This window comes from Pseudomonas putida (genome assembly GCF_025905425.1).
Taxonomy (GTDB): domain Bacteria; phylum Pseudomonadota; class Gammaproteobacteria; order Pseudomonadales; family Pseudomonadaceae; genus Aquipseudomonas; species Aquipseudomonas putida_AF.
On the sequence record NZ_CP109603.1, the window covers coordinates 2,239,871 to 2,261,999 of the forward strand.

21 protein-coding genes and 2 pseudogenes are annotated in these 22,129 nt (G+C 63.9%); 8 read left to right on the forward strand and 15 right to left on the reverse strand.

What is annotated here, in order from left to right; translation table 11 throughout:
* Positions 1-42: 42 nt before the first annotated feature.
* The 8 genes and pseudogenes from OGV19_RS27770 to OGV19_RS10140 form a co-directional block, all read right to left on the reverse strand.
* Positions 43-231: a hypothetical protein gene (locus tag OGV19_RS27770; RefSeq protein ID WP_413470153.1), complete on the reverse strand. Its 189-nt coding sequence runs from the start codon at positions 229-231 to the stop codon at positions 43-45.
* A 51-nt stretch (positions 232-282) separates the two neighbouring features.
* A pseudogene (locus tag OGV19_RS27775) lies at positions 283-787 on the reverse strand (ATP-binding cassette domain-containing protein); the annotation flags it as partial.
* A gap of 72 nt (positions 788-859) precedes the next feature.
* A pseudogene (locus tag OGV19_RS27780) lies at positions 860-961 on the reverse strand (hypothetical protein); the annotation flags it as partial.
* A 222-nt stretch (positions 962-1,183) separates the two neighbouring features.
* Positions 1,184-1,978, reverse strand: coding sequence for a class II aldolase/adducin family protein (locus OGV19_RS10120; protein WP_264313249.1), 795 nt, complete (start codon positions 1,976-1,978; stop codon positions 1,184-1,186).
* 21 nt (positions 1,979-1,999) lie between these two features.
* Complete coding sequence (locus tag OGV19_RS10125; RefSeq protein ID WP_264313250.1) at positions 2,000-2,944, reverse strand: D-isomer specific 2-hydroxyacid dehydrogenase family protein; 945 nt, start codon at positions 2,942-2,944, stop codon at positions 2,000-2,002.
* Positions 2,941-4,077 carry an acyl-CoA dehydrogenase family protein gene (locus tag OGV19_RS10130; protein WP_264313251.1) on the reverse strand — a complete coding sequence of 379 codons (1,137 nt, stop codon included), beginning with the start codon at positions 4,075-4,077 and terminating at the stop codon, positions 2,941-2,943. The genes OGV19_RS10125 and OGV19_RS10130 overlap by 4 nt, the downstream gene beginning before the upstream one ends.
* Before the next feature lie 145 nt (positions 4,078-4,222).
* The gene (locus tag OGV19_RS10135; protein WP_264313252.1) at positions 4,223-5,113 is read right to left on the reverse strand and encodes a LysR family transcriptional regulator; all 891 of its coding nucleotides are present in this window, start codon (positions 5,111-5,113) and stop codon (positions 4,223-4,225) included.
* A 97-nt stretch (positions 5,114-5,210) separates the two neighbouring features.
* On the reverse strand, positions 5,211-6,257 hold the full coding sequence (locus tag OGV19_RS10140; protein ID WP_264313253.1) for a LacI family DNA-binding transcriptional regulator: 1,047 nt from the start codon (positions 6,255-6,257) through the stop codon (positions 5,211-5,213).
* Between the two features lie 259 nt (positions 6,258-6,516).
* On the opposite strand from OGV19_RS10140, the gene OGV19_RS10145 reads away from it, so the two are divergent.
* From OGV19_RS10145 to OGV19_RS10160, 4 genes are all read left to right on the forward strand, one after another.
* Positions 6,517-8,724, forward strand: a complete 2,208-nt coding sequence (locus tag OGV19_RS10145) for a TonB-dependent receptor (protein WP_264313254.1) — start codon at positions 6,517-6,519, stop codon at positions 8,722-8,724.
* Positions 8,725-8,911: 187 nt separating this feature from the next.
* On the forward strand, positions 8,912-10,246 hold the full coding sequence (locus OGV19_RS10150) for an LLM class flavin-dependent oxidoreductase (protein WP_264313255.1): 1,335 nt from the start codon (positions 8,912-8,914) through the stop codon (positions 10,244-10,246).
* Positions 10,243-11,286: an L-glyceraldehyde 3-phosphate reductase gene (gene mgrA, locus OGV19_RS10155; RefSeq protein ID WP_264313256.1), complete on the forward strand. Its 1,044-nt coding sequence runs from the start codon at positions 10,243-10,245 to the stop codon at positions 11,284-11,286. The genes OGV19_RS10150 and mgrA overlap by 4 nt, the downstream gene beginning before the upstream one ends.
* A 3-nt stretch (positions 11,287-11,289) precedes the next feature.
* Positions 11,290-12,219, forward strand: coding sequence for an aliphatic sulfonate ABC transporter substrate-binding protein (locus tag OGV19_RS10160; protein WP_264313257.1), 930 nt, complete (start codon positions 11,290-11,292; stop codon positions 12,217-12,219).
* 266 nt (positions 12,220-12,485) lie between these two features.
* Here the strand turns inward: OGV19_RS10160 and OGV19_RS10165 are convergent, their stop codons facing one another.
* Entirely contained in the window at positions 12,486-12,965 is a 480-nt protein-coding gene (locus OGV19_RS10165) for a GNAT family N-acetyltransferase (RefSeq protein ID WP_264313258.1), read from the reverse strand.
* A 125-nt stretch (positions 12,966-13,090) separates the two neighbouring features.
* Here OGV19_RS10165 and OGV19_RS10170 point away from each other — a divergent pair, with 125 nt between their 5' ends.
* The 4 genes from OGV19_RS10170 to OGV19_RS10185 all read left to right on the forward strand — a co-directional run bounded on the left by OGV19_RS10170 (position 13,091) and on the right by OGV19_RS10185 (position 16,042).
* Positions 13,091-13,720: a LysE family translocator gene (locus tag OGV19_RS10170; RefSeq protein ID WP_264313259.1), complete on the forward strand. Its 630-nt coding sequence runs from the start codon at positions 13,091-13,093 to the stop codon at positions 13,718-13,720.
* Positions 13,721-13,741: 21 nt separating this feature from the next.
* Positions 13,742-14,611 carry an alpha/beta fold hydrolase gene (locus tag OGV19_RS10175; protein ID WP_264313260.1) on the forward strand — a complete coding sequence of 290 codons (870 nt, stop codon included), beginning with the start codon at positions 13,742-13,744 and terminating at the stop codon, positions 14,609-14,611.
* 101 nt (positions 14,612-14,712) lie between these two features.
* The gene (locus OGV19_RS10180) at positions 14,713-15,594 is read left to right on the forward strand and encodes a pirin family protein (protein ID WP_264313261.1); all 882 of its coding nucleotides are present in this window, start codon (positions 14,713-14,715) and stop codon (positions 15,592-15,594) included.
* Positions 15,595-15,781: 187 nt separating this feature from the next.
* Complete coding sequence (locus tag OGV19_RS10185) at positions 15,782-16,042, forward strand: DUF1652 domain-containing protein (protein ID WP_264313262.1); 261 nt, start codon at positions 15,782-15,784, stop codon at positions 16,040-16,042.
* 20 nt (positions 16,043-16,062) lie between these two features.
* Here the strand turns inward: OGV19_RS10185 and OGV19_RS10190 are convergent, their stop codons facing one another.
* The 6 genes from OGV19_RS10190 to OGV19_RS10215 form a co-directional block, all read right to left on the reverse strand.
* A complete protein-coding gene (locus OGV19_RS10190) occupies positions 16,063-16,677 on the reverse strand; it encodes a Yip1 family protein (protein WP_264313263.1) in 615 nt (204 codons plus the stop codon).
* 108 nt (positions 16,678-16,785) lie between these two features.
* Positions 16,786-17,025, reverse strand: coding sequence for a hypothetical protein (locus OGV19_RS10195; protein ID WP_413470118.1), 240 nt, complete (start codon positions 17,023-17,025; stop codon positions 16,786-16,788).
* A gap of 133 nt (positions 17,026-17,158) precedes the next feature.
* Positions 17,159-17,803, reverse strand: a complete 645-nt coding sequence (gene alkB / locus OGV19_RS10200; protein WP_264313925.1) for a DNA oxidative demethylase AlkB — start codon at positions 17,801-17,803, stop codon at positions 17,159-17,161.
* A 136-nt stretch (positions 17,804-17,939) separates the two neighbouring features.
* Positions 17,940-19,385, reverse strand: a complete 1,446-nt coding sequence (locus OGV19_RS10205) for a curlin (RefSeq protein ID WP_264313265.1) — start codon at positions 19,383-19,385, stop codon at positions 17,940-17,942.
* Between the two features lie 16 nt (positions 19,386-19,401).
* Positions 19,402-19,875, reverse strand: a complete 474-nt coding sequence (locus tag OGV19_RS10210) for a curlin (RefSeq protein WP_264313266.1) — start codon at positions 19,873-19,875, stop codon at positions 19,402-19,404.
* Between the two features lie 16 nt (positions 19,876-19,891).
* Entirely contained in the window at positions 19,892-22,123 is a 2,232-nt protein-coding gene (locus OGV19_RS10215; RefSeq protein WP_264313267.1) for an Ig-like domain-containing protein, read from the reverse strand.
* Positions 22,124-22,129: the final 6 nt, after the last annotated feature.

Consider the following 22,129-nt stretch of genomic DNA (forward strand, 5'->3'; position numbering starts at 1 on the left):
CGTTGCAACTGGCAAAAATATCAGGCTGTGGGGCGCTAGAGTTCAAGCCGCAGCAGAGGCTGGGCGCCCAGGAATGGCAGCAATCAACTCCTGCGTATACTCGCTCGCCGGCCGCTCGAAAACCTGCTCGACCGCCCCGTGCTCCACCACTTGACCCTTGCGCAATACCAGCACCTGGTCGGCCATGCTCGCCACCACCGCCAGGTCATGCGACACCAGCACATAAGCCATACCCAGCTCTCGTTGCAGCTCATCCAGCAGTGCGCAGAATCTGCGCCTGCACCGACACATCCAGCGCGCTGACCGGCTCGTCGAGCAGCAACAGTTCCGGCTCTAGCGCCAGCGCCCGGGCAATCGCCACCCGCTGGCGCTGGCCGCCAGACAATTCGCGGGGCAGGCGGTCAAGGTAATGGAGAGGAAGTTGCACGCGTTCGATCAGTTCGCGAGCGCGCTGCTCCAGTGCTGCGCCTTTGAGCAGGCCAAACCACACCAGCGGCTCGACGATGCTGTCAAACACCGTGAAACGCGGGTCGAGGGCGGCGAAGGGATTCTGCTGTACCAGCTGCATGCGCCGGCGCAAGGGGCGGAACTGGCGCCAGCCGTGGCCCGTGACATCCTGCTGGTCGAACAGCACATGGCCTTGGCTGGGCGCTTCCAGGCCCAGGGCAATGCGCAGGGCGGTGCTCTTGCCCGAACCGGATTCACCGACGATGGCCAGCGTTTGCCCCGGGTGAACCTGCAAGTCCAGGCCCTGCAACGCAACAAAGCGGTTGTCCTGGCCTTTCACCTTGGGCAACTCGAACGTTTTACCAACACCCTGCAGGCTGAGGATCGGCTTTGCACCCGGCGCCAGTTGCCGGGGCTGGCGACAGGCGCTGAATGCCGGTGCGGCATTGAGCAGGGGGCGGGTGTACGGGTGCTGTGGTACCTGCACGATCTGCGCGGGTGGGCCCTGCTCCATCACCAGCAGGCGGGCGCGCACGGCCGGGTTGTCCAGGCCAACCTGGGCAAGCAATTCCAGCACATCGGCATCAACGCTGCGCGAGCAGCCGGCGAGGGCCAGCGCCAGGGTGCAGGCGGCTAGCTAAACTGTCCAACTTTCTGAGGGCAGTCCAGATACAGCGGCAACGTGCTTCCTGTGGGAGCGGGCTTGCCCGCGAAGAGGCCGGATCGGCTGTCGAGGTCAGTCCTGGTAATCCAGCCCCTCCCGATCCAATTGGCGGATCAACGCATCCCAATGCCGCTGAATCCCTTCGCCCAGCCCATCGGAAAACCGCTTGGACTGCTCATGCACCTTGGCAATCGCAGCCGGTGCCGCATGCAGCAGCTGATCATGGCCCCCAGCCTGCGCCGCCACCTGGATGTTGCAGGCACGCTCCAGCCCATGCAGCTCGCGGAGCGCATGCTCGACACTGACCCCACCGGTGAGCAGGCCGTGGTTGCGCAGGATCAGGATGTTGCTGTCACCCAGGTTGGCAACCAGACGCTGTTGCTCGTCCAGGTCGAGGGCGACGCCTTCGTAGTCGTGGTAGACCACCCGGCTGTAGTAGGCCAAGGCGTGCTGGGAAATGGGCAGCAGCCCATCGCGCTGGGCCGAGACGGCAGCACCATCGCGGGTATGGGTATGCAGCACCGCCTTGAGGTCGGGCCGCGCGCGGTGGATGGCGCTGTGGATGACGTAGCCGGCCTGGTTGATGCCAAGGCCCAGTGGGTCGTCGATGAGGGTGCCGTCGACATCCACCTTGACCAGGTTGGACGCGGTGATTTCATCGAACAGCAAGCCAAAGGCGTTGATCAGGAAGTGTTCGTCAGGCCCTGGCACCCGCGCTGAAAAGTGCGTGTAGATGTGGTCGGTCCAGCGGAACAACGCCGCCAGGCGATAGGCTGCGGCCAGTTTCACCCGTACCTCCCATTCCTCGGCGCTGACCCGCTGGCGAACGGTGTTTGCGTGGGGGGATACGACAGACAATGAGCTCATGATGTTCTCCAGAAAATAGGGTCAGTAGCCGCGCTGGATATCGACCAGGTTGCGCAGCGGCGCCTGCTCGCGGTAACGGGCAAAGTTGTCGAGGAAGGCTTCGAGCAGCGCGGGGTAGCCGTCCTCGGAAATCGCCGAGGTGTGCGGCGACAGAAATACGCGCGGGTGGTGGTACAACGGGTGGCCTGCCGGCAGGGGTTCCGGGTCGGTGACATCGAGGCTGGCGCGGCCGATCAAGCCACTGTCCAGGGCTTCGAGCAGGGCTTGCTGGTCGAGCAGAGCGCCGCGGGCGATGTTGATCAGGTGCAGGCCGGGCTTGGCCTGGGCCAGCACCTGGCGGTTGATCAGCCCTCGCGTGGCCGAGGTGAGCGGTGCGGCGATGACCAGATGATTGCTGCCTGCGAACAGCTGTTGCAGGCACCCGACGCGCTCGACACCGGGCACCTCGGCAATCGGCTGGCCCGGGCGGTTCAGCGCCAGTACCTGCATCCCCAGTGCGCTGGCCTTGCGCGCCAGGCTCTGGCCAATGCTGCCGAAGCCGAAGACACCCAAGGTGCGGCCGCGCAACGGCGCCAAGGGGGTCAGGCGCCAGTCGGCATCGTTCACCCACAACCCCGGCAGTTGCTTGGCGGCGGCAAAGACCAGGGCCAGGGCGAATTCTGCGACCTGCTCGGCATTGGCGCCCTTGCCACTGGTGACCGGTGGCCCCTGGAATACCCAGTCAGGGTAGAAATCGATGCCTGAAGACACCACCTGTACCCAACGCAGCGACCAGGGCCAGCCTGGCGGCGGGGTGTCCACGCGGTTACCGCGGATGTTGATCGGGCGCACGATGAACACATCGGCGGGTACATCCAGCTGCAACTGGCCAGGCGCGATGTCGATGACTTCGTGGTCGGGCAGATGCTCGCGCAGGTATTGGTTGGCCTGGGGGGCAAGCTGGCTGGCAATGATCGAGTGGCTCATGCTGCCACCTGCGCCAGCGCTGCGCGCCCGACCTGGCCCAGCACGGCATCGTCCTGTGGCGTGTGGATGCGGCTGCACAGCACATCACGGTAGTGGCGCTCCAGCGGGTTGCGGCGCGACAAGCCCGGATTGCCAGCGGCCTCGATGGCCAGCTCCACGGCCTGGATGGCGTTGCGGCTGACCAAGTGCTTGATCTGCCCAGCGTGACGCGGGTCGATGTGCCCGGCCACCGCCGAATCCAGCAGGCTGCGGTTGGCGAACAGCAGGGTATCGATGCGCCCGACCACCTCTTGGAAGCGCGGCAGGCTGGCCAACGGCGCACCCAGATTGGACGGCGCGCGGCTATTGAGGAACGCGACCAGCCAGTCTCGGGCCGCCTGGGCGACGCCGTCGTACAGCGCTGGCAGCAACACCGACATCCACAACAGGCCGGTGCCGTCGAGTTCGGGGCGCGGCGCGCTGGCAGGGCTGACGCTGACGGCATGGTCCAGGGGGATCAGCACGTCATCGAACCGCACCTCGTGGCTGCAGGTAGCACGCATGCCCAGGTGGTCCCAGTCTTCGGCGATGCTGATGCCGGGTGTGTCCTTGTGCACCAGAAAACCACCGACCAGCGGGTCCGGGTCGTCGCTGCGGGCCCACACCAGGTACCAGGTCAGGCCGTAGCTGCCGGTGGAGTAGATCTTGCGCCCGGACAGCCGCCAACCTTCCTGGGTACGCCGCGCCACGGTGGCTGGCAGGCCACCGCGGGCGGGTGTGCCCAGCTCGGGCTCGACGCGAAAGGCGTTGATCAGCGCACCGTTGGCCACCGCGTCACGGGCCACCTGCAGGCGCAGGTGCTCGGGCCAGCGGGCTTCGTCCTGCAGGCGAAAGTGCTGCAGGTACTGCATGACCAGGATCAGGGCGGTGGACGGGTCGCTCTTGCCGACGGCGGCAACCACTTGGCGTGCGGTGGCCAGGTCGGCGCCGCCGCCACCGAGGGCACGGGGTACGGTCAGGCTCAGCAGGCCGTGGCGGTGGAGCAGGCTGAAGTTGTCGGCGGGGAACTGACCGCTGCGGTCATAACGCTCGGCGTTGGCAGCAAGTGCCTGGGTCAGCTCGGCGAGCGCAGTGGCGGATGGGGGGTGACTCATGAAGTATTCATCCCTGGAACACGGTGGGTTTCTAAGACCGTATTCGTCTGGATGAGCGCTGTAAAAGTCTTTTTAGTTCTATGCTAATTATCAGTTAATAGAATTTAATTGATTTAATAATATGCAAATAATTTATTGATTGGGTTCACACGGACAGCCGGTTACCGGCAATCTCGCCAAACAGCTCCACTGGTTCCTGCAGGTTCCCCAAATAACGCGGATGGAACAGCCACAAGTCCACTTGTGGCTTGAAGTCCGTCACATTGACCACATCCAGTGCATCCCGATGGCGACTACTCTGCAGCAGCGGTTCGGGTACCAGCCCTAGCCCTTGGCCACTGGCGACCAGGCCCAGTTGCAGGTCGGTGCCAAAGGTCTCCAGGTTGATCGACAGGCTCAGCCCTTGCTCGCTCAAGGCACGCTGCAGCCCCGCGCGAAAACCGCAACCATCGGGGTTGAGCACCCAGCCCCGGGTGTAACAATCCTTGAGCTTGTAACTGCGCTTGCTGGCGCTGCCCTTGGCGGCAACCACGCGCAGCGGCATGCGGGCAATCGAGCGGCTGGCGATGCCTTCGGGGAAGATCTTGCCCGGCGGGAACAGCGCGGCGGCAGCGTCGAGCTCGCCGTTTTCCATGCGTGCGATCAGGCTGCTGCCCCAGCCGCTGGTGACCTGCGTGCGCAGCACCGGGTAGGTGTCGCGAATGTGTGCCAGGGCATCGAGCAGCACCACATCCCCCAGGGTTTGCGGCACGCCCAGGCGTAGCGTGCCTGACGGGGCGCCATCATTGGCGACCAGTTCACGCAGCGAATCGATTTCGCGCAGGATCGCCTTGCATTGCTCATACACCCGCAGGCCCATGGGCGTTGGCTTGAGCGGTTTGGTGTTGCGGTCGAGCAGGGTGGCGCCGAGGTCTTCCTCGAAGTTCTGCACCCGGCGGGTGATCGCCGGCTGGGTCAGTTGCAGGGCCTCGGCGGCAAGGTTGGTCGACTGGCAACGGATGACCGCCACGAAGGCGTCCATGTCATCGATTTTCATATTCGGCGCTCACATATTGGGGCTGTGGGACATACCTCAGAAGAATAATCCTCATTGTGCGAATTGTCACAGCGCCCGACGCATCACTACTTTGCCGTCAGGCGCTTTCGCGGGCTAGCAGTTCGCAGGCAAGCAGGTTCAACCGTTGCACCTCGCCCTCATGCGCGACGGCGCCCAGGTGCTGCAGCACGCGCAAGGCTGCCACCTCGCCAATCTCCCGCGACGGTGGCCTGAGGGTGGTCAGGCTGGGCAGCAGCATGTCGGCGAACGGGTAGTCGCCAAAGCCGACGATCGCCATGTCCTCCGGCAGCCGCAACCCCGCGCGCTGGCCGGCCAGCACGGCACCTGCGGCGAGGTTGTCATTGGCGAAGATGATCGCCTCGGGGCGTGGTGTGCGGCGGATCAGCGCCTCCATCGCCTGCTTGCCCGCCTCGAACGGCGCGCACTCGGCCGAGGGCACGAACACCCAGGGTTCAAGCCCGGCGTCGTGCAACGCTTCAATGTAGCCGTCGCGCCGCTCCAGCGCGCTCAGGTCGCCGGCAGCGCTGTTTTGCACGAAGGCGATGCGTCGGTGCCCCTTGTCCAGCAAGTAGCGGCACGCCTGCACGCCCACCTGGTGATGGAGGAAACCGACCTGCAATGGCGCCCGTTCGGGGCGGTAATCCCAGATCTCCACCACGGGCACGTCAGCCTCGGCCAGCATCTTTTCAGTTGCTGGGCTGTGGAAATGGCTGGTGACCACCAGTGCGGCAGGCGACCAGCCAAGAAAGGCACGCACCGCGCTCTCTTCCTGTTCTTCGCTGAAGTAGCTGGACGCCAACAACAACTGATAGCCGTGACGGCTGAGGGTGTCGCTGAAGGCCTGGATGGTCTGGGCAAAGATAGGCCCCGAGATGTTCGGGATCACCATGCCGACAATCCGCCCCCGCGCCGAGGCCAGGCCGCCGGCCACCAGGTTGGGGACATAGCCCAGCGCCTGCACGGCGGCCTCGATGCGCTCGCGCAGAGGCGGCGACACCTGTTCGGGCTGGTTGAAGTAACGCGACACGCTGATCGCCGAAACGGCTGCGGCGCGCGCCACGTCGGCCAGGGTGACACGGCCTGCGCCACGACGCTTGCGGGGGGGATCCTTGGCCTGGCTCACACAGGTTGCCTCCTGGGGAAATGGCGCGATGTTAGCGCTAACGAGGCGTCTGCTGGCAAATAGCTTTATTGCATATCAATCTGACTTTTAAGTATTTGACGTGCTAAGCAGCGGACTCTGATACTTGTTCATGTTAGCGCTAACAAGCGCTGCTGTTGGCAAGCGCCTGCCACTCGCACGAGCGAGACCAGACAACCACAGCACCCCGTGTCGGCCCGTGAATGTGGGCCTGGTCTGGTCCCATAAGGCAGTGAGCAGCATGCAGACAACTCCGTTTCCAAGCACACAACGCCGGCCGCTGGCAGCGGCTATTCTGTTGGCCGCAGTCGGCCAGGCCGCTCAGGCTACCGAACCTGTCGAGGCCGCGCCGCAGGCCACGGCGCTGAGCGCGGTGACCGTCACCGCCACGCGCCGTGAAGCCAGCTTGCAGGAAGTGCCGGTGGCGGTATCGGTGATCGATGGCGAGCAGCTTGAGCGTGACAACCGCAACAACGTGGCCAGCATCGTTCAGCAGGTGCCGACACTCAACTACCGTGCAGGGGCTTCGAACAAGGACACGTCGCTGTTCATTCGTGGCGTCGGCACTATTTCCACATCACCCGGCGTCGAGCCCACCGTGGCCACCGTGGTCGATGGCGTGGTGTTCGGCCGGCCCGGCCAATCAACCCTCGACCTGCTCGACCTGGAGCGCATCGAAGTGCTGCGCGGCCCGCAGGGTACGCTGTTCGGCAAGAACGCTTCGGCCGGTGTGCTCAACGTCGTCAGCAAAGCCATCCCCGAGCAGACCCGCGGCTATGTGGATTACTCGCACTTTGGCGGGGGCGATGAGAACCGCCTGCGCTTCGGCATCGGCGGACGCTTCAGCGAACAGCTCAAGGGCTCGCTGAGCACCTTGTGGGGTGACTACGACGGCAATGTCGAGAACGTTGCCAACGGCCATGACGTCAATGGCTACGAGCGCAAGGGCGCCCGTGGCAAGCTGGAGTTCGAACCCAACGAAGCCCTGCGCCTGACCCTGATCGCCGACTACATGAAAGGCGAAGACACGCTCCCCAGCGGTGTAATCACCCGCGCCAGTGCCGCGTTTGCCAGCCAACTGCGCCCCGTCACGCCAAGCGCCCACAACCGCGACATCAACAGCGACTTCAAGACCCACGTCGAAGACGAGAACCAGGGCCTCTCGGCCCAGCTCGACTGGCAGTTGGGTGACTACACCCTGACGTCGATCAGCGCTTGGCGCGGCTGGGACAACACCCAGTACCAGGACGGCGACCGCCGCGCCTTGCTCCCTGTGACCGCATCCCATGACAAGGGTACGGTGGACTACGACCAGTACAGCCAGGAGTTTCGCCTGACCTCGCCCAAAGGGCAGTTCAACGAGTACGTGCTCGGCGCCTTCTACATGCACGGCACCTCCAACGAAACCTACCAGCGCCTGTCGGTCAACGGCGGCGTGGCCAACAATGGCCGGGCGGACTACTCGACGACCAACGACAGCGTCGCACTGTTCGGTGAAAACACTTTCAACTTCACCGACGATTTGCGCGCCATCTTCGGCCTGCGCTGGACCCACGACGACCTGGAATACGACCACCGCCGCATCTCCAGCTCGGCTACCGCAGTCACCGGCATCCAGCCTTCGACCGCAAGCTCGGGTTCGGTGGACGAGGATGGCTGGAGTGGGCGTACCGGCCTGCAATACGACTTCAACGACCACCTCACCGGCTACGTCACCTACTCGCGTGGCTACAAAGGCCCGGCCTACAACGTGTTCTTCAACATGCAGCCGCGCGACACCGACGCCCTCAAGCCTGAAACCTCCGACGCCTACGAGATCGGCCTGAAGAGCACGGCGCTGGACAACCGCCTGACGGCCAACCTGGCGGTGTTCCACACCGACTACGACAACTACCAGGCCAACTTCTTCGACACGGTGGCCAACCAGGTGGTGACCCGCCTGGTCAACGCCGGCAAGGTCAAGACCCAGGGGGTGGAACTGGATGCCAGCTTCCAGGCCACGTCGCAGCTGAAGTTCAGCACCGCCGTGGCGTATACCAAGGCCCGCGTCGATCACTTCAACTGCCCGGCGGGGGCAGCCGCCAACTGCAACATCGACGGCGGTCGCCTGCCGTTTGCCCCGGACTGGAAGACCTACGTGCGCGCCGACTACGTGATCCCGCTGGCAAACGGCTTGGATGTCGAGCTTTCCAGCGACTACAGCTGGCAGGACTCGGTGCAGTTCAGCCTGGACCAGAACCCGGACACCGTGCAGGGCGCCTACGGCATCTGGAACGCCAGCATTGCCCTGGCCGATTACAACGACGGCTGGCGCGTGGCGCTGCTGGGCAAGAACCTGGGGGACAAGTCGTATGCGCAGATGCTGGCCAGTGGCGGCGATTACATCTACCGCTCCGTGCCGCGCGATGACGGGCGCTACTTCGGCGTGCAGTTGCGCAAGGATTTTTGAGTAATCGCCCCTCTAGAACAAAGCAACACTTATTGATTTCGCAGGGCCATGTGGGAGCGGGCTTGCCCCGCGAACACCGGCAAAGCCGGTGCCATGCACCGCGTGGTTCCTTTCGCGGGGCAAGCCCGCTCCCACATTCTCCAATGTCCTACCACAGGGCTATGCAAATCCCATCAAGGAGTTCGACATGAGCCGCCAACTAAGTCTGGGCGCCTTCCTCATGGCCACCGGGCACCATGTGGCCGCCTGGCGCCACCCGGATGTACCGGCCGACCCCATGGATTTCAGCAGCTACCGCCGTGCCGCGCAGATCGCCGAAGCGGCCTGCTTCGACGCGTTGTTCGTCGCGGATAGCGTTGCCGCACCCACCGACGCCCTGGCCAGCCACAGCGCACGCTCGACCTACTTCGAGCCACTGACCTTGCTGTCGGCGCTGAGCGCGGTCACCGAGCGCATCGGCCTGATCGCCACCGCCACCACCAGCTACAACGAGCCTTACCCCGTAGCACGCAAGTTCGCCTCGCTGGATCATCTGTCCGGTGGCCGTGCTGGCTGGAACCTGGTTACGTCCGATGCGGCCGCCGAAGCCGGCAACTTTGGTCGGCAGGCGCACATCCCGCATGCCGAGCGCTATGCGCGCGCCCGGGAATTCCAGCAGGTCGTGCAAGGCCTGTGGGACAGCTGGGCAGACGACGCCTTCGTGCGTGACAAGGCCGCTGGGTTGTTCCACAGGCCTGATGGGGTGCGTGCACTGGACCATGCCGGCGAGCACTTTCGCGTCAAAGGCCCGCTGAACGTCGCTCGCTCGCCCCAGGGGCGGCCGGTGCTGGTTCAGGCGGGTTCTTCGGAAACCGGCCGCGAGCTGGCCGCGCAAAGTGCCGAGGTGGTGTTCACCGCGCAACCGAGCCTGGCACGCGCCCAAGCGTTCTACGCCGACCTCAAGGGCCGGTTGGCCGGTTACGGGCGGGGCGAGGACGCGCTGAAAATCATGCCCGGCGTGTTTGTAGTGGTCGGGCACAGCCAGGCTGAAGCCGAGGAAAAATACCAGCAGTTTCAAGCACTGGTCGACCCGCGCGTCGGTGTCGGTTTGCTCGGGCGCATGCTCGGCAATTTCGACCTTTCCGCTTACCCGCTCGACGGCCCGCTGCCCGAACTGCCGCCTACCGAAGATGGCCAGCGCAGCCGTCAGCAACTGCTTACCGAACTGGCCGGCAACGAACAACTGACACTGGCGCAGCTGGGCCGGCGCATTGCCGGTGGGCGAGGGCACTACAGCCTGGTCGGCACCCCGGCGCAGATCGCCGATGAACTGCAGGCCTGGTTCGAGGGCCGCGCCGCCGATGGCTTCAATGTGCTGGTGCCGCACCTGCCCTTGGGGCTGGAGGACTTTGCCAGCCAGGTAGTGCCCGAGCTGCAGCGCCGTGGGCTGTTCCGCCGCCAGTACCAGGGTCGCACCCTGCGTGAGCACTTGGGGCTGCAGCGCCCTGTTAATCCCTTCTTTACCGAACGAGGTCAACCATGAGCTACGCCGCCCACCCCGAGCGCTATGCGCGCATGCCTTATCGCCGTGTCGGCCGCAGTGGCCTGGTGTTGCCGGCCCTGTCCCTGGGCCTGTGGCACAACTTTGGTGACGCGACGCCTATCGATACCCAGCGCGCCTTGCTGCGCACGGCATTCGATGCCGGCATCAACCACTTCGACCTGGCCAACAACTACGGCCCGCCTTATGGCAGCGCCGAGACCAACTTCGGCCGGCTGCTGCGTGAAGACCTGCGCAGCTACCGCGACGAGCTGATCATCTCAAGCAAGGCCGGTTGGGACATGTGGCCTGGCCCTTACGGGCAGGGCGGCAGTTCGCGCAAGTACCTGATCAGCAGCCTCGATCAGAGCCTGCAGCGCCTGGGGCTGGATTACGTCGATATCTTCTATTCGCACCGTTTCGATGCCGACACCCCGTTGGAAGAAACTGCCATTGCCCTGGCCGACATCGTGCGCCAAGGCAAGGCACTGTATGTCGGCATCTCCTCCTACTCAGCTGGCAAGACCGCTGAAATCGCCGCACTGCTGGCCGAACTCAAGGTGCCCCTGCTGATTCACCAGCCTTCGTACAACCTGTTCAACCGCTGGATCGAGCGCGACCTGCTGGCCACTACCGATACCCTCGGCGCCGGGGTGATCGTGTTCACCGCTTTGGCTCAAGGCCTGCTCAGTGACAAGTACCTGAACGGCATTCCCGCCGATGCCCGGGTCAACCGTGCCGGCGGTGGCTCGCTGCTGCCCCAGCACTTGTCGCCAGACAATATCGCCCGCGCCCGCGCGCTCAATGAAATTGCCCGTGAGCGGGGCCAAAGCCTGGCTCAGTTGGCCCTGGCCTGGACCCTGCGCGACCCGCGCGTGAGTTCGGCGCTGATTGGCGCAAGTCGCCCCGAGCAGATCATCGAAAACGTGGCCGCGCTCGACCACCTGACGTTCACCCCCGAGGAGTTGGCGGCGATCGACCGGTACGCGGTTGAGGGCGGGATCAACCTCTGGGAAAAACCCTCGACCGACTGGAAGGAGTGACCGATGCGTGTGCTACGCCTTGCCGTCCTGTTGCTGCTGAGCCTGGCCGGTACTGCCCAGGCGGCGGACCCTGCGACCTTGCGCATTGGCTATCAGAAGGGTTCGACCAGCCTGGCCCTGGCCAAGCAGCATCGCTATCTGGAGCAGCGCTTTGCCAATACCCAGGTCGAGTGGATCGAGTTTCCGGCCGGCCCACAGATGCTCGAAGCCCTGAACATCGGTAGCCTGGACATTGGTTCCACCGGCGACATCCCGCCAATCTTCGCCCAGGCGGCCGGTGCCGACCTGCTGTACATCGGCGCTGAACCACCCAAGCCGCAGGCCGAGGTGATCCTGGTGCACAAAGACAGCCCGGTCGCCAGCGTCGGTGATCTCAAGGGCAAGCGGATTGCCCTGCAAAAAGGCTCCAGTGCTCATAATTTGCTGCTGCGTGCCCTGGCCCAAGCCGGGTTGAGCATTCGCGATGTACAGCCGGTGTACCTGGCGCCCGCCGATGCACGCGCGGCGTTCGAGCGCGGCAGCGTGGATGCCTGGGCAATCTGGGACCCGTTCTATTCGGCGATCGACCTTGAGGGCAAGGCGCGGCTGTTGGCCGATGGCCAGGGGCTGGGGCTGATTGGGCCGTTCATGCTGGGGGCGCGGGGGTATGTCGAGGCCAATGGTGCATTTGTCGGTCAACTGCTCGATGAAATCAGCCGGGCCGAGGCGCTCACGCGTAGCGATGAAGCCGGGAGCATCCAGTTGCTGGCGCAGTTCATGGGCTTGCCGGAGGAGGTAGTACGGCGCAGCTTCAGCCACCGGCCGGCCTCGCCGGTGATACCGGTGAGCGATGAAATCGTGGCGGCGCAGCAGCGCACGGCGGAGCTGTTTTTCCAGAACAAGGTGTTGCCCAAGCGGGTGGATATTGCTGGGGCGGTGTGGCGGAATAAATGATCTAGCCAGTGCCGGCCTCTTCGCGGGGCAAGCCCGCTCCCACACGGCCCTCACAGCCATTGAGTGCTGTGCTGTACCTGTGGGAGCGGGCTTGCCCCGCGAAGAAGCCGGTGCGGACTGCCGATCAACCCTGGGCAAACGCCAACAGCTTCTGGCCATCCAGCCGATACCGAACCCACTCCCACACGGCCCTCACAGCCTTTGAGTGCTGTGCTGTACCTGTGGGAGCGGGCTTGCCCCGCGAAGAAGCCGGTGCGGACTGCCGGTCAACCCTGGGCAAACGCCAACAGCTTCTCGCCATCCAGCCGATACCGAACCCACTCATCCTGCGCTTCGGCCCCCAGCGACTGGTAGAACCCAATGGCGGGTTCGTTCCAGTCCAGCACGCTCCACTCCAGGCGGCCGCAGCCGTTCTCTACAGCCTCGCGGGCGATGTGCCGCAGCAGCTTGCGCCCGGCACCATCTCCGCGCTGCTCCGGTGTCACGTACAGGTCTTCGAGGTAGATCCCATTGCGCCCGAGCCAGGTTGAATAGCTGTAGAAGTACACGGCAAAGCCGATCGCCTGGCCATCGCGTTCGCAGACCAGGCTGTGCACGGTGCTGCCTTCGTCGAACAGGCTGTGCTCTATGTCGGCGACAGACGCAATGACCTCGTGGCGGGCACGTTCGTAATCGGCAAGCTCGGTAATGAAGGCGAGAATCTGTGCAGCATCGGTACGCACGGCGGGGCGGATGGTGACGCTCATGGGGCAGGCTTCCTTGTACTGAACGATATCGGTACAGTATTTGTATCTATTTAATTTAGCAAAACTGTACCGGTCGCAAGGTAGGGCGACTCCGTTAGTGTGACAGCACCAATAATGATTGTGGAATGCCTGCCATGCTTGCCTCTGCCGACCTGCTTACAGCCTTTGTGCTGTTTGCCTTCGTATCCTCCATCACCCCGGGGCCGAACAACACCATGCTGCTTGCCTCGGGCGTGAACTTCGGCGTGCGCCGTTCGATCCCCCATGCACTGGGCATCAGTATTGGTTTCATGGTCATGGTACTGGCCGTCGGTTTGGGGCTGGGTGAGGTGTTCAAGGCCTGGCCGGTGCTGTACACCGTCCTGCGCTACACCGGCGCCGCCTACCTGCTGTACCTGGCATGGAAGATCGCAACCTCTGGGCCGATCGGCACGGATTCGGCCAAGTCGCGCAAGCCGCTAGGTTTCTGGGGCGCCGCAGCGTTCCAATGGGTCAACCCCAAGGCCTGGGTGATGGCGGTGGGGGCAATCACCACCTACACGCCGGCCCAGGGCTATGTGACGAACGTGATCGTTATTGCCGCGTTGTTCGCCCTGGTCAATCTGCCCAGCGTCGGGGTGTGGGTGATGTTCGGCAGCGCATTGCGCAACCTTTTGCAGAACCCGCGCTGGTTGATGCTGTTCAATGTCCTGATGGCCGTGTTGCTGGTGATTTCACTGTACCCGCTGCTGTTTGTAGAATCGGCATTTTCCTAGACCGATGAGTACAGCAAGCCAATGCAGTTGATCCCCTGGTCCCACCACTGCTCCGAAGGCTTCACCCTGCGTGGCTGGCGCACACCGGCCAGTGGCAAGCCTTTGCTGCATTTTCTGCATGGCAACGGTTTCTGCTGCCTGGCCTACCAACCATTGCTGATGCGCCTGGGCGAGCATTTCGACCTGTGGTTGTGCGACGTGCAAGGCCACGGCGACAGCGACCATGGTGGCGTGTTTCGCGGCTGGAACCGCACGGCTGAACTGGCGGTGGAGGCATTCGAGAGTGGGCGTGGCGAGTACGGCGAGGTGCCACGTTTAGCCCTCGGGCACAGTTTTGGCGGGGTGCTCACGGGCCTGATCCTGGCCCGCGCACCGGGGCTGTTCGAGCGGGCCGTGCTGCTCGACCCGGTGCTGTTCAGCCGCGGCATGATCGGCGTGATGGGCGCAGCTGCGCTGGTTGGCCTGCATCAGCGCCATGCGCTGGCGCGCAAGGCTGCCAGCCGCCGCAGTCATTGGCCTGATCGCGAGGCGGCGCTGGCCTCGCTGCAGGGGCGCGGCATCTTCAAAGGCTGGAGCGATGCGGCGCTGCACGCCTATGTCGAGCATGCCATCGGTGATTGCGGCGAGGCCGTGGTGCTTAAGTGTCGGCCCAGCCGGGAGGTGGAAATCTTCAGTTCGTTTCCCAAGCGCATGTGGGCGAGCCTGGCCGCAATCCAGACGCCGACGCTGGTGCTGTATGGCGAGCAGACCTATCCCTTCGTGCCGAATTCGGTTCAGCGCCTGGTGGCGCTGAACCCGAACGTGACCGCTCACCAGGTTTCCGGCGGGCACTGTTTCATGCAGGAGGACCCGGCGATGGCTGCAGCGTGCGTGCTTGGCTTTCTTGAGTGACGCGATTGTTCCATGAGTAGGACGATGAATGCCGTTTAAGCTGGCTACCGGCTGATTGGCATCATTGGTAAGGTGATCCCAGCCAAGAGAGGAGACTTCTCATGAAAAAGATCCTGGGTATTCACCACAGCCCTCATGCCCACTGGGTAGGCGATGGCTTCCCGGTGCGCAGCCTGTTCACCTACGACAACCTGGCCAGCCAGATCAGCCCGTTCCTGTTGCTCGACTATGCTGGCCCGCACGCCTTTACCCCAACCAATGCCCGGCGCGGGGTCGGGCAGCATCCGCACCGTGGTTTCGAGACCGTGACCATTGTCTACCAGGGCGAGCTGGAGCACCGTGATTCCACAGGTGCGGGTGGCCTGATCGGCCCGGGCGACGTGCAATGGATGACGGCGGCCAATGGCATCATCCATGAAGAGTTCCATTCCCCGGCGTTCGCCCGCAGTGGCGGTATGCTGGAAATGGTGCAGTTGTGGGTCAACCTGCCTGCGCGCGACAAGCGTGCCGCGGCGGGGTACCAGACGCTGCTGGCCACGGACATCCCAGTGGTGGCGCTGGACGGCGAAGGTGGCAGCCTGCGGGTGATCGCGGGTGAGTACCTAGGGCATCAGGGCCCGGCGCGCACCTTTACCGCGATGGATGTCTGGGACCTGCGCCTTAACGCCCAATCGACCCTGCAGCTGCCCGTGGCCGCGGGGCGCAATGCCGCCCTGGTGGTTTTGCGCGGCAGTGTACGAATCAACGGCGAACGCGAAGCCGGGCCGTCCAGCCTGGTGTTGTTCGAGCGGGGTGCCGAGGACATCGCCATCGAGGCGCTGGAAGGCGCCAGTGTGGTGTTGCTCAGCGGTGAGCCGATCGATGAACCGATCGTCGGCTACGGGCCCTTCGTGATGAACAGCGAGGCAGAGATTGCCGAAGCGTTCGATGATTTCCACGCTGGACGATTTGGCCAGATGCAGGCCGAGACCGCTCGTCGTTAACTGGCCGCAGCTGATCGAACAACACTGGCCCGCCTGCGTTCTTCCACTAAGGTGCTAGAGGATTCTCCGCTCGATCATTGCTCCGGCACATGGACGGCCGCCCGAGCATGCGCAATATCAATTGGCACCTTGCCTGGCATAGGCGTACTTACACCACAGGCCATCCAAGTACAGAGAGGGTCGTACAATGTCGTTGATAGGCGTTTCAATGCTAGAGATGCGGCAAATGATCGAACAGGCCTGCCTGCCTGATCGCTGCGAAGTCAGTTGCGCAGATGGCGCTCACCTGACCATCCGCCTCGGCCAGGGGCAGCGCCTTGGTGAGGGGGTTACCCTGACCGGTGTTGCCCTGCAGGACCTCAACAGTTGCCGCGACGTGGTAAACCTGGTTGCGCAATTGCACGCTCTGCGTGACAAGCCTGCGATGTCACGCAAGGCGATGGGTTAGGCGCTCTGTTTGTGCACCGGTCAGCCCAGGCTGGCCGGGCGCACGTATTCCGGCATCAGGCCGTTGAACCAGAACAGAATCATTGACACCAGAATAGTCACCAGCACCAACAACCCCACCCCCCACACGCAGGCGGCGAACAGCATGGCCTGCTCCTTGCGCAACCGCAGGAACGTCTGCAGCCCGCCGAACAGCAGCACAGTGGCATAGGCCGATGCGGCCACCAGCGCAACCAGCGCCAGCCAGCGAATCGGCAGTAGCCCTACCACCCCTGCGAAAAACCACGGCGTGGCACAGTAAGCGGCGAAGCCGATGCACTGCTGCAGGCTTGGCTGCGCATCGAAGCCGCGTGACATCCAGCGGATCATGCCCCCCATAATCATCACCCCGACCACCGTGGTTGCGTAGAGCAGGCCCGCCAGCTGCGCTGCACTGACGATGCTCAGGCGCACGCGCTCATCGCCGGCCAAGCTCCAGCCGAACGTGGTGGTGCCGACAAACAGGCAAATGGCCGGGATCAGCGCCAAGGCCAGCAGCCGTGGCAGGTATTGCTGGGGGTGGTCTTCTTCGGCCCGGCGAATATCGATCCAGGCATCGGACGGGTGGGTGAAGAGCTTGAGCAGCGGACTGTTCATGACGATCTCCAGATAGCGTGGGCTCTTTTCTATGGAGATGCGCAGTTACCGGCAGGTTCAGCGTGTTTGGCCGCCGTTGATCGACTTATTGCAGCTCCAGCAACAGGTTCAGCCCGCCATCGCCACATTTGCCCTGGTCACGCACAACGCCACGGTAACTGCGGCCATCCCAGACGAACGCCACGCTGTGGGCGCGGTCGACCTTGTCGGGCAGGGGCGGGCAGATGTGCAAGCGCAGGGCAGGGCGGCCCTGCAGGTTGAGGGCGGCGAGTTGGCATTGGCATTCGACGCTCTGGGCCACCGGGCCAAACAACGTATCGCGTACGTAATCGAGCTGCACAGAGGCATTGGGCGCGCGACCGGGCATTTTCATGGGCATGCACCTCCAGGGCAGGGCTGAAAGGTCAGACGGCTCTTGGTAAAAGCTCAAACAGCTCCTGTTTAGAAACCCGGCAGGCCAGGATGTTCAAGTTTTACCCGATTACCCCGCCTTGCGCAGGGTCAGGTTGATCCGCCGTTCCCCCATGCGTGGATGCACGCCAGGTTTGATGGGCAGCACGCCATGAAAGCGCAAGCGGTCTTCACCGCCCCAGATCAGCACATCGCCATGGTTCAACGGTACCCGCTGGGTTTTGTCCGAGCGCTGTAGCCCACCCAGCAGAAACACCGCAGGCAAACCCAGTGAAATCGAAACGATCGGCTGGCCGAAGTCCTGTTCGTTGCGGTCCTGGTGCAAGCTCAGGCGGGTGCCGGGCAGGTAATGGTTGACCAGGCAGGCGTCGGGGACGAAATCGTCGAAACCGGCGATGGCTGCGGCGCGATTCGCCAAGCTGAGCAGGACCGGCGGTAGCGCAGGCCAGGGCTTGTTGGTGTGTGGGTCGGTCAGGGTGTAGCGGTAGCCGTGTTCGTCACTGACCCAACCCAGCGCCCCGCAGTTGGTCAGCGCAACGGCCATGTGCAGGCCGCCGGGCGTTTGCATATGCCGGAACGGCGCGGCGCGCAGCACCGGGCGCAGGGCGTCGAGCAGGGCCTCGAGCTCGGCCAGGGCGAAGCCAGGCAGCAGCACGGTGTGGCTGGCCAGGCGTTGCGGCTGGGGGCCGAACAGGTCGAGGTCGGACTGGATCATGGTAGTTGCAGAGGCGGGATGGATTTGCATTGTACTCCTGCTGCTCCTGCACAAGGCGGCAAAGCAGTACGGGGCAACAGAAAAAGGAACCGCAGCACCCGGGAGAGTGGGCACCGCGGTCCAAGGGGGGAACAGGTTATTTTTGGGTCACGGTGGCCATGTTCGCGCTGCCCAGCTGGCTGATGGTGGCGGTTTGCGCGATACCGCTCTGGTCGACGAACGCCTTGTTGCCCTGTCCGCCCTGGGTCACGTAGGCGACGTTGATGCTGTCGGCCTGCTTGATGGTGACCTCGTTGCCGCTACCGTAGAGCTGGTTGGTGTAGCTCTGGTTGCTATACCCGGACTGGTCCAGGGTGATGGAGTTGCCGGTGCCCTGCGTGCTGCCGAAGGCATAGTTATCAGTGCCGCGCTGGTCGGCGATCAGGATGTTGTCGGTGCCGTTCTGCTCGAAGAACAGTTCGTTGTTGCTGTCGGCCTGCTTGGTCTGCATCGAGTTGTTATTGCCAGTCTGGTTCAGCGTGGCCAGGTGGTTGTCGCCGTTCTGCGTCAGGTTGACGCCGTTGCCATTACCGTACTGGTTGACCACGGCGGTCTGGTTGGCACCGAACTGGCCGCCCATCTTGTCGCCTTTCCAGTTGCTGGCGGTGATCTTGTTGCCGTTGCCTTGGGTGGTGACGGTCAAGTTCAGGTTTTCACCGTTCTGGTAGGTGTAGTGCAGGTTGTTGTTGCCGGTCTGCGAAATGGTGGTGGTCGAGTTGTTGCTCTCAAACTGATCCGACCAGCTGGCGTTGGCCTTGCCTTTTTGCGTCAGGCTGGCGTTGTTGGCCTCGCCAAAGCTCTGGTCGATGTAGCCTTCGTTGAGCTGGCCGGTCTGGGTGACGGTGGCCTTGCTGGCGACTTGCGTGTCCTGCCAGACCTCCACCGAGTTGCCGGTGCCGGTCTGGCTAAGGCCGATGCTGCCGCCCTGGCCGTCGCGCTGGTCGCCGTACGCCCAGTTTTCCTTGCCGTCCTGGTAGATCTGGATGTTGCCATCGTTGTGGGTGAGGTGCTCGGCGGCGGCATAGTTGTCGGCACCGGCCTGGATGATCAGGCTCTGGTTGTTGCTGCCACCGAAGGTTTGTTCGGCGAAGGCTTCGTTGCGCTGGCCAGATTGCAAGGTGGTGACCTGGCTGCCCTGTTGACTGTCCTGCCACACGGTCGAGTGGTTCTCGCTGCCTTGCTGGGTCTGCAGGACCTGGTTGTTTTCGCCCAGCGACTGGCTGGCGAAGGCGTCGTTGTAGCTACCACCGGCCTGCTGGGTGATCTGGCTGCCGTTTTCGTACAATTGCTCGGCGTAACCTGCGTTGTACGAGCCGGTGGCACTCTGCTGGATATCACTGGTGCTGTTGGCTTGCACTGCCAGGTGATTGTGGCCCTTGCCGGTCTGCGACTGGGTGGCCGAAGCGAATGGCGCGAGGGTCTGGGTCACTTCGGCAATGTTTTCCTTGCCGTCCTGTGTCTGGTTCGAGGTGCTGTCGGCAGCCATGACCTGACCTGCAAGGGCCAGGACGATAGCGGCACTGAGGGGAGCGAGCTTGAACATGGTGGTGCCTCCAGGTCTATCGGTATTGGGTGATCTGAACATGCTGGCCATTGCCGGCTTGGGTCACGGAGCTGTTGAGGCCCGTGCCGGACTGCAAGATGCTGGCGCTGTTGTTGTTGCCGATCTGGTCGATGGCAGCGCTGTTGCTGCTGCCGCTCTGGCGGATCGACGCGCTGTTGCCATTTCCCTGCTGGCTGATGCTGGCCATCAGGTCACTTCCTTCCTGCAGGATGTACGCCTCCTGGGCGCCCCCGGCCTGGACGATGCGGCCCAACAGGGCCTGGCCGTTCTGGTCGAGGGCGGCGCGGTTGCCCGTGCCTTGCTGCTCGATCACCGCTGCCTGGCCGGCGCCGACCGGTAACAGGCGGATGATCACGGGGTCGCCGAGGTCGTTGCCGAGCGCAAGGTCGGCGTTGTCCATCAGGTCCTCGGCCCCGCTGGCCTGGCCCACGAGGGCCAGGCAGAGCAGCAATGGATACAGGCATTTCATGGCGTTCTCCCGCCGCTTACTGCACGACTACGTTGACGGTGCGTGTGGTCCCTGGGCTTGTGGTGATGGTCGCCGTCGGCGCGGCGGTCGGGATCAGTGTGGTGCTGTTGCTGACGGCCAAGCGCCAGCGGCCGTTTACCGGTACCGTGGCGGTGCCCAGTGTCTGCACGCCGGTGGTGGTGGTGACCCGCACGGTAACGACGTTGCCGGTGGTCACCGACGAGGTACCGCTGATGTCCCAGTTGTATCGGTTGTTGGAGCGCGCCGTGACCGTGGCCGCAGTGACCGCGAAGGTCTCAGCGGCTGGGCGTGGCGACACGTTGACAGTGACCGTGCCCGAGTTGGACAGCGCCCCCAGTGAGTCACGCACTTGGTAGGTGAAGGTGGTGGTAAAGGCTGCAGTGACCGTGGCCGGTGGGGTGTAGGTTACCGTTGTGCCATTGGTGCTGACGGTGCCTCGGCCGCCAGTGGGTTGCGTAACGGCGGCAACGGTCAGCGGCAGGTTGCCTTCCGGGTCGGTGTCGTTGGTGAGCACGTTGATGGTCAGCGGCACGCCCAGGGTAGCGACAGTTTCTGGGTTGGCCGTCGGCGCCTGGTTGGGCGCGACGTTGATGGTGACCGTGGCCGGCTCCGACTTGAGGCCTTTGGCGTCCACCGCTCGATAGTTGAAGGTGGCCACCAGCGGTTGCGTGGCACCGGCTGGCGGGGTGTAGGTCACCGAGGTGGTACCGTTGAGCACAACGCCGCCAAGGCCGGTACCCGGTTGAGTCAGGTCGCTGATGCTCAGCGGTACGTTGCCGTCTGGATCGCTGTCATTCAGCAGCAGATTGAGGGTCAGCGGAATACCGACACTGGTGCTGCCGACATCGGCCTGGGCCAGCGGCGGTTGGTTGGCGGCCTCGACCGGCGCATTGCCGACCACGATCACCGGTTCCACATCGCTGCCGCCATGGGCCGACTTGACCGTGACAGTAGCCGGCGGCTGTGCCAGGTCATTCACGGTCAGGCTTTGCAGTGAGCCCGATTTGGACAGGCGGCCATAGCCCTGGGCGAGCATGTCGGGGATTGCCACTTCGTCGCTGGAGCGGGCCTCGATGAACAGGCGCTTGTTGGCCCAGTCGTAGCGCGCGGTGCTGACCTTCACCACGTCGGTCAGCTTGCTCGACAGTGCGGTCGGCTGGGTACCCGCAGTGCTGTTGCTGGCAGTGACCACAACGACTGCAGGCGGCACGGTCTGGCTGAACTGCTGGCTGAAGAACAGCCCGTTGTTGTCCGCGACCAGGTTGAACTGGCAAGGCGAAGGCGGCGTGCCGATCAGCGCCAGGCCGTTGCGCATGCACAGGCTGGCGTCGTGCGGCGCCTTGGCGTACACCTCCACACGGGTGCCGGTGCCGTTGCGCGAGTAAGTGGCGCGTTCCAGCGTCACTGGCGTTTGCGCACGCTGGTCGAGCACCTTGCCGGACACGGTGAACAGCGACGTCTCGATGCGCCCGGGCGGGCCGTCGATGCGGATGAAGTTGGTGTTGAACGGGCTGCCGACCACGGTTTCGGTTCTGTTCGGGTCGCCAATGAAGGTTTCGGTAGCACCGGTGTCTGGGTTGACTTCCAGATACGGCCCGCCAGCGCCTCGCAACCAAGGGCCAAGCGCACCGTTGAGCGCACCTCTGAAGTTGCCGGGTGCACCGATCCCGATGTCACGGGTGATATTGATCGCACGCCGGCCAGGCGTGGTGACGTTGACTGTCTCGACGCCGTAAGGGTGGGTGATGGTGTACACACCGGCCCGTGGTACCGAGACGCGGATGCGGATACGGGCGAAGCTCTGCTGGTCGCCATCGACCGGGTTTTCGGCCGCAAAGGCAGCCTCCAGGCCTGCGACATAGGCATCCAGTTCATAGCCGCTGTTGCCCACTGCCGGGATGGTGGCTTCGGCCAGGAACCAGAACATTTCCGGTGGCCAGTTGTTGGGGAACACCAGGGGCAAGGCATCGTCATAGATGCCCGGTTCCGGCAGCAAAGTGCACATGTAGGACGGTGCACCCGGTGCACCCGCGACCCGCGAACTGGTGGCGCGTGACTGGCACAGCTCCAGGGACAGATCGTTGCCGTCCTTGTACCACATCGGGTAACCGCCGGTGGCGAAGGTGTAGGGCCCGGGGTCGACATCGGACAGCGCAGCAAAGGCGGCGCTGGTGACGGTGAGGGAGAAACCGGCGGCGAACAGCGCACGGCGTGGCCAAGTGTTCATGCTGCC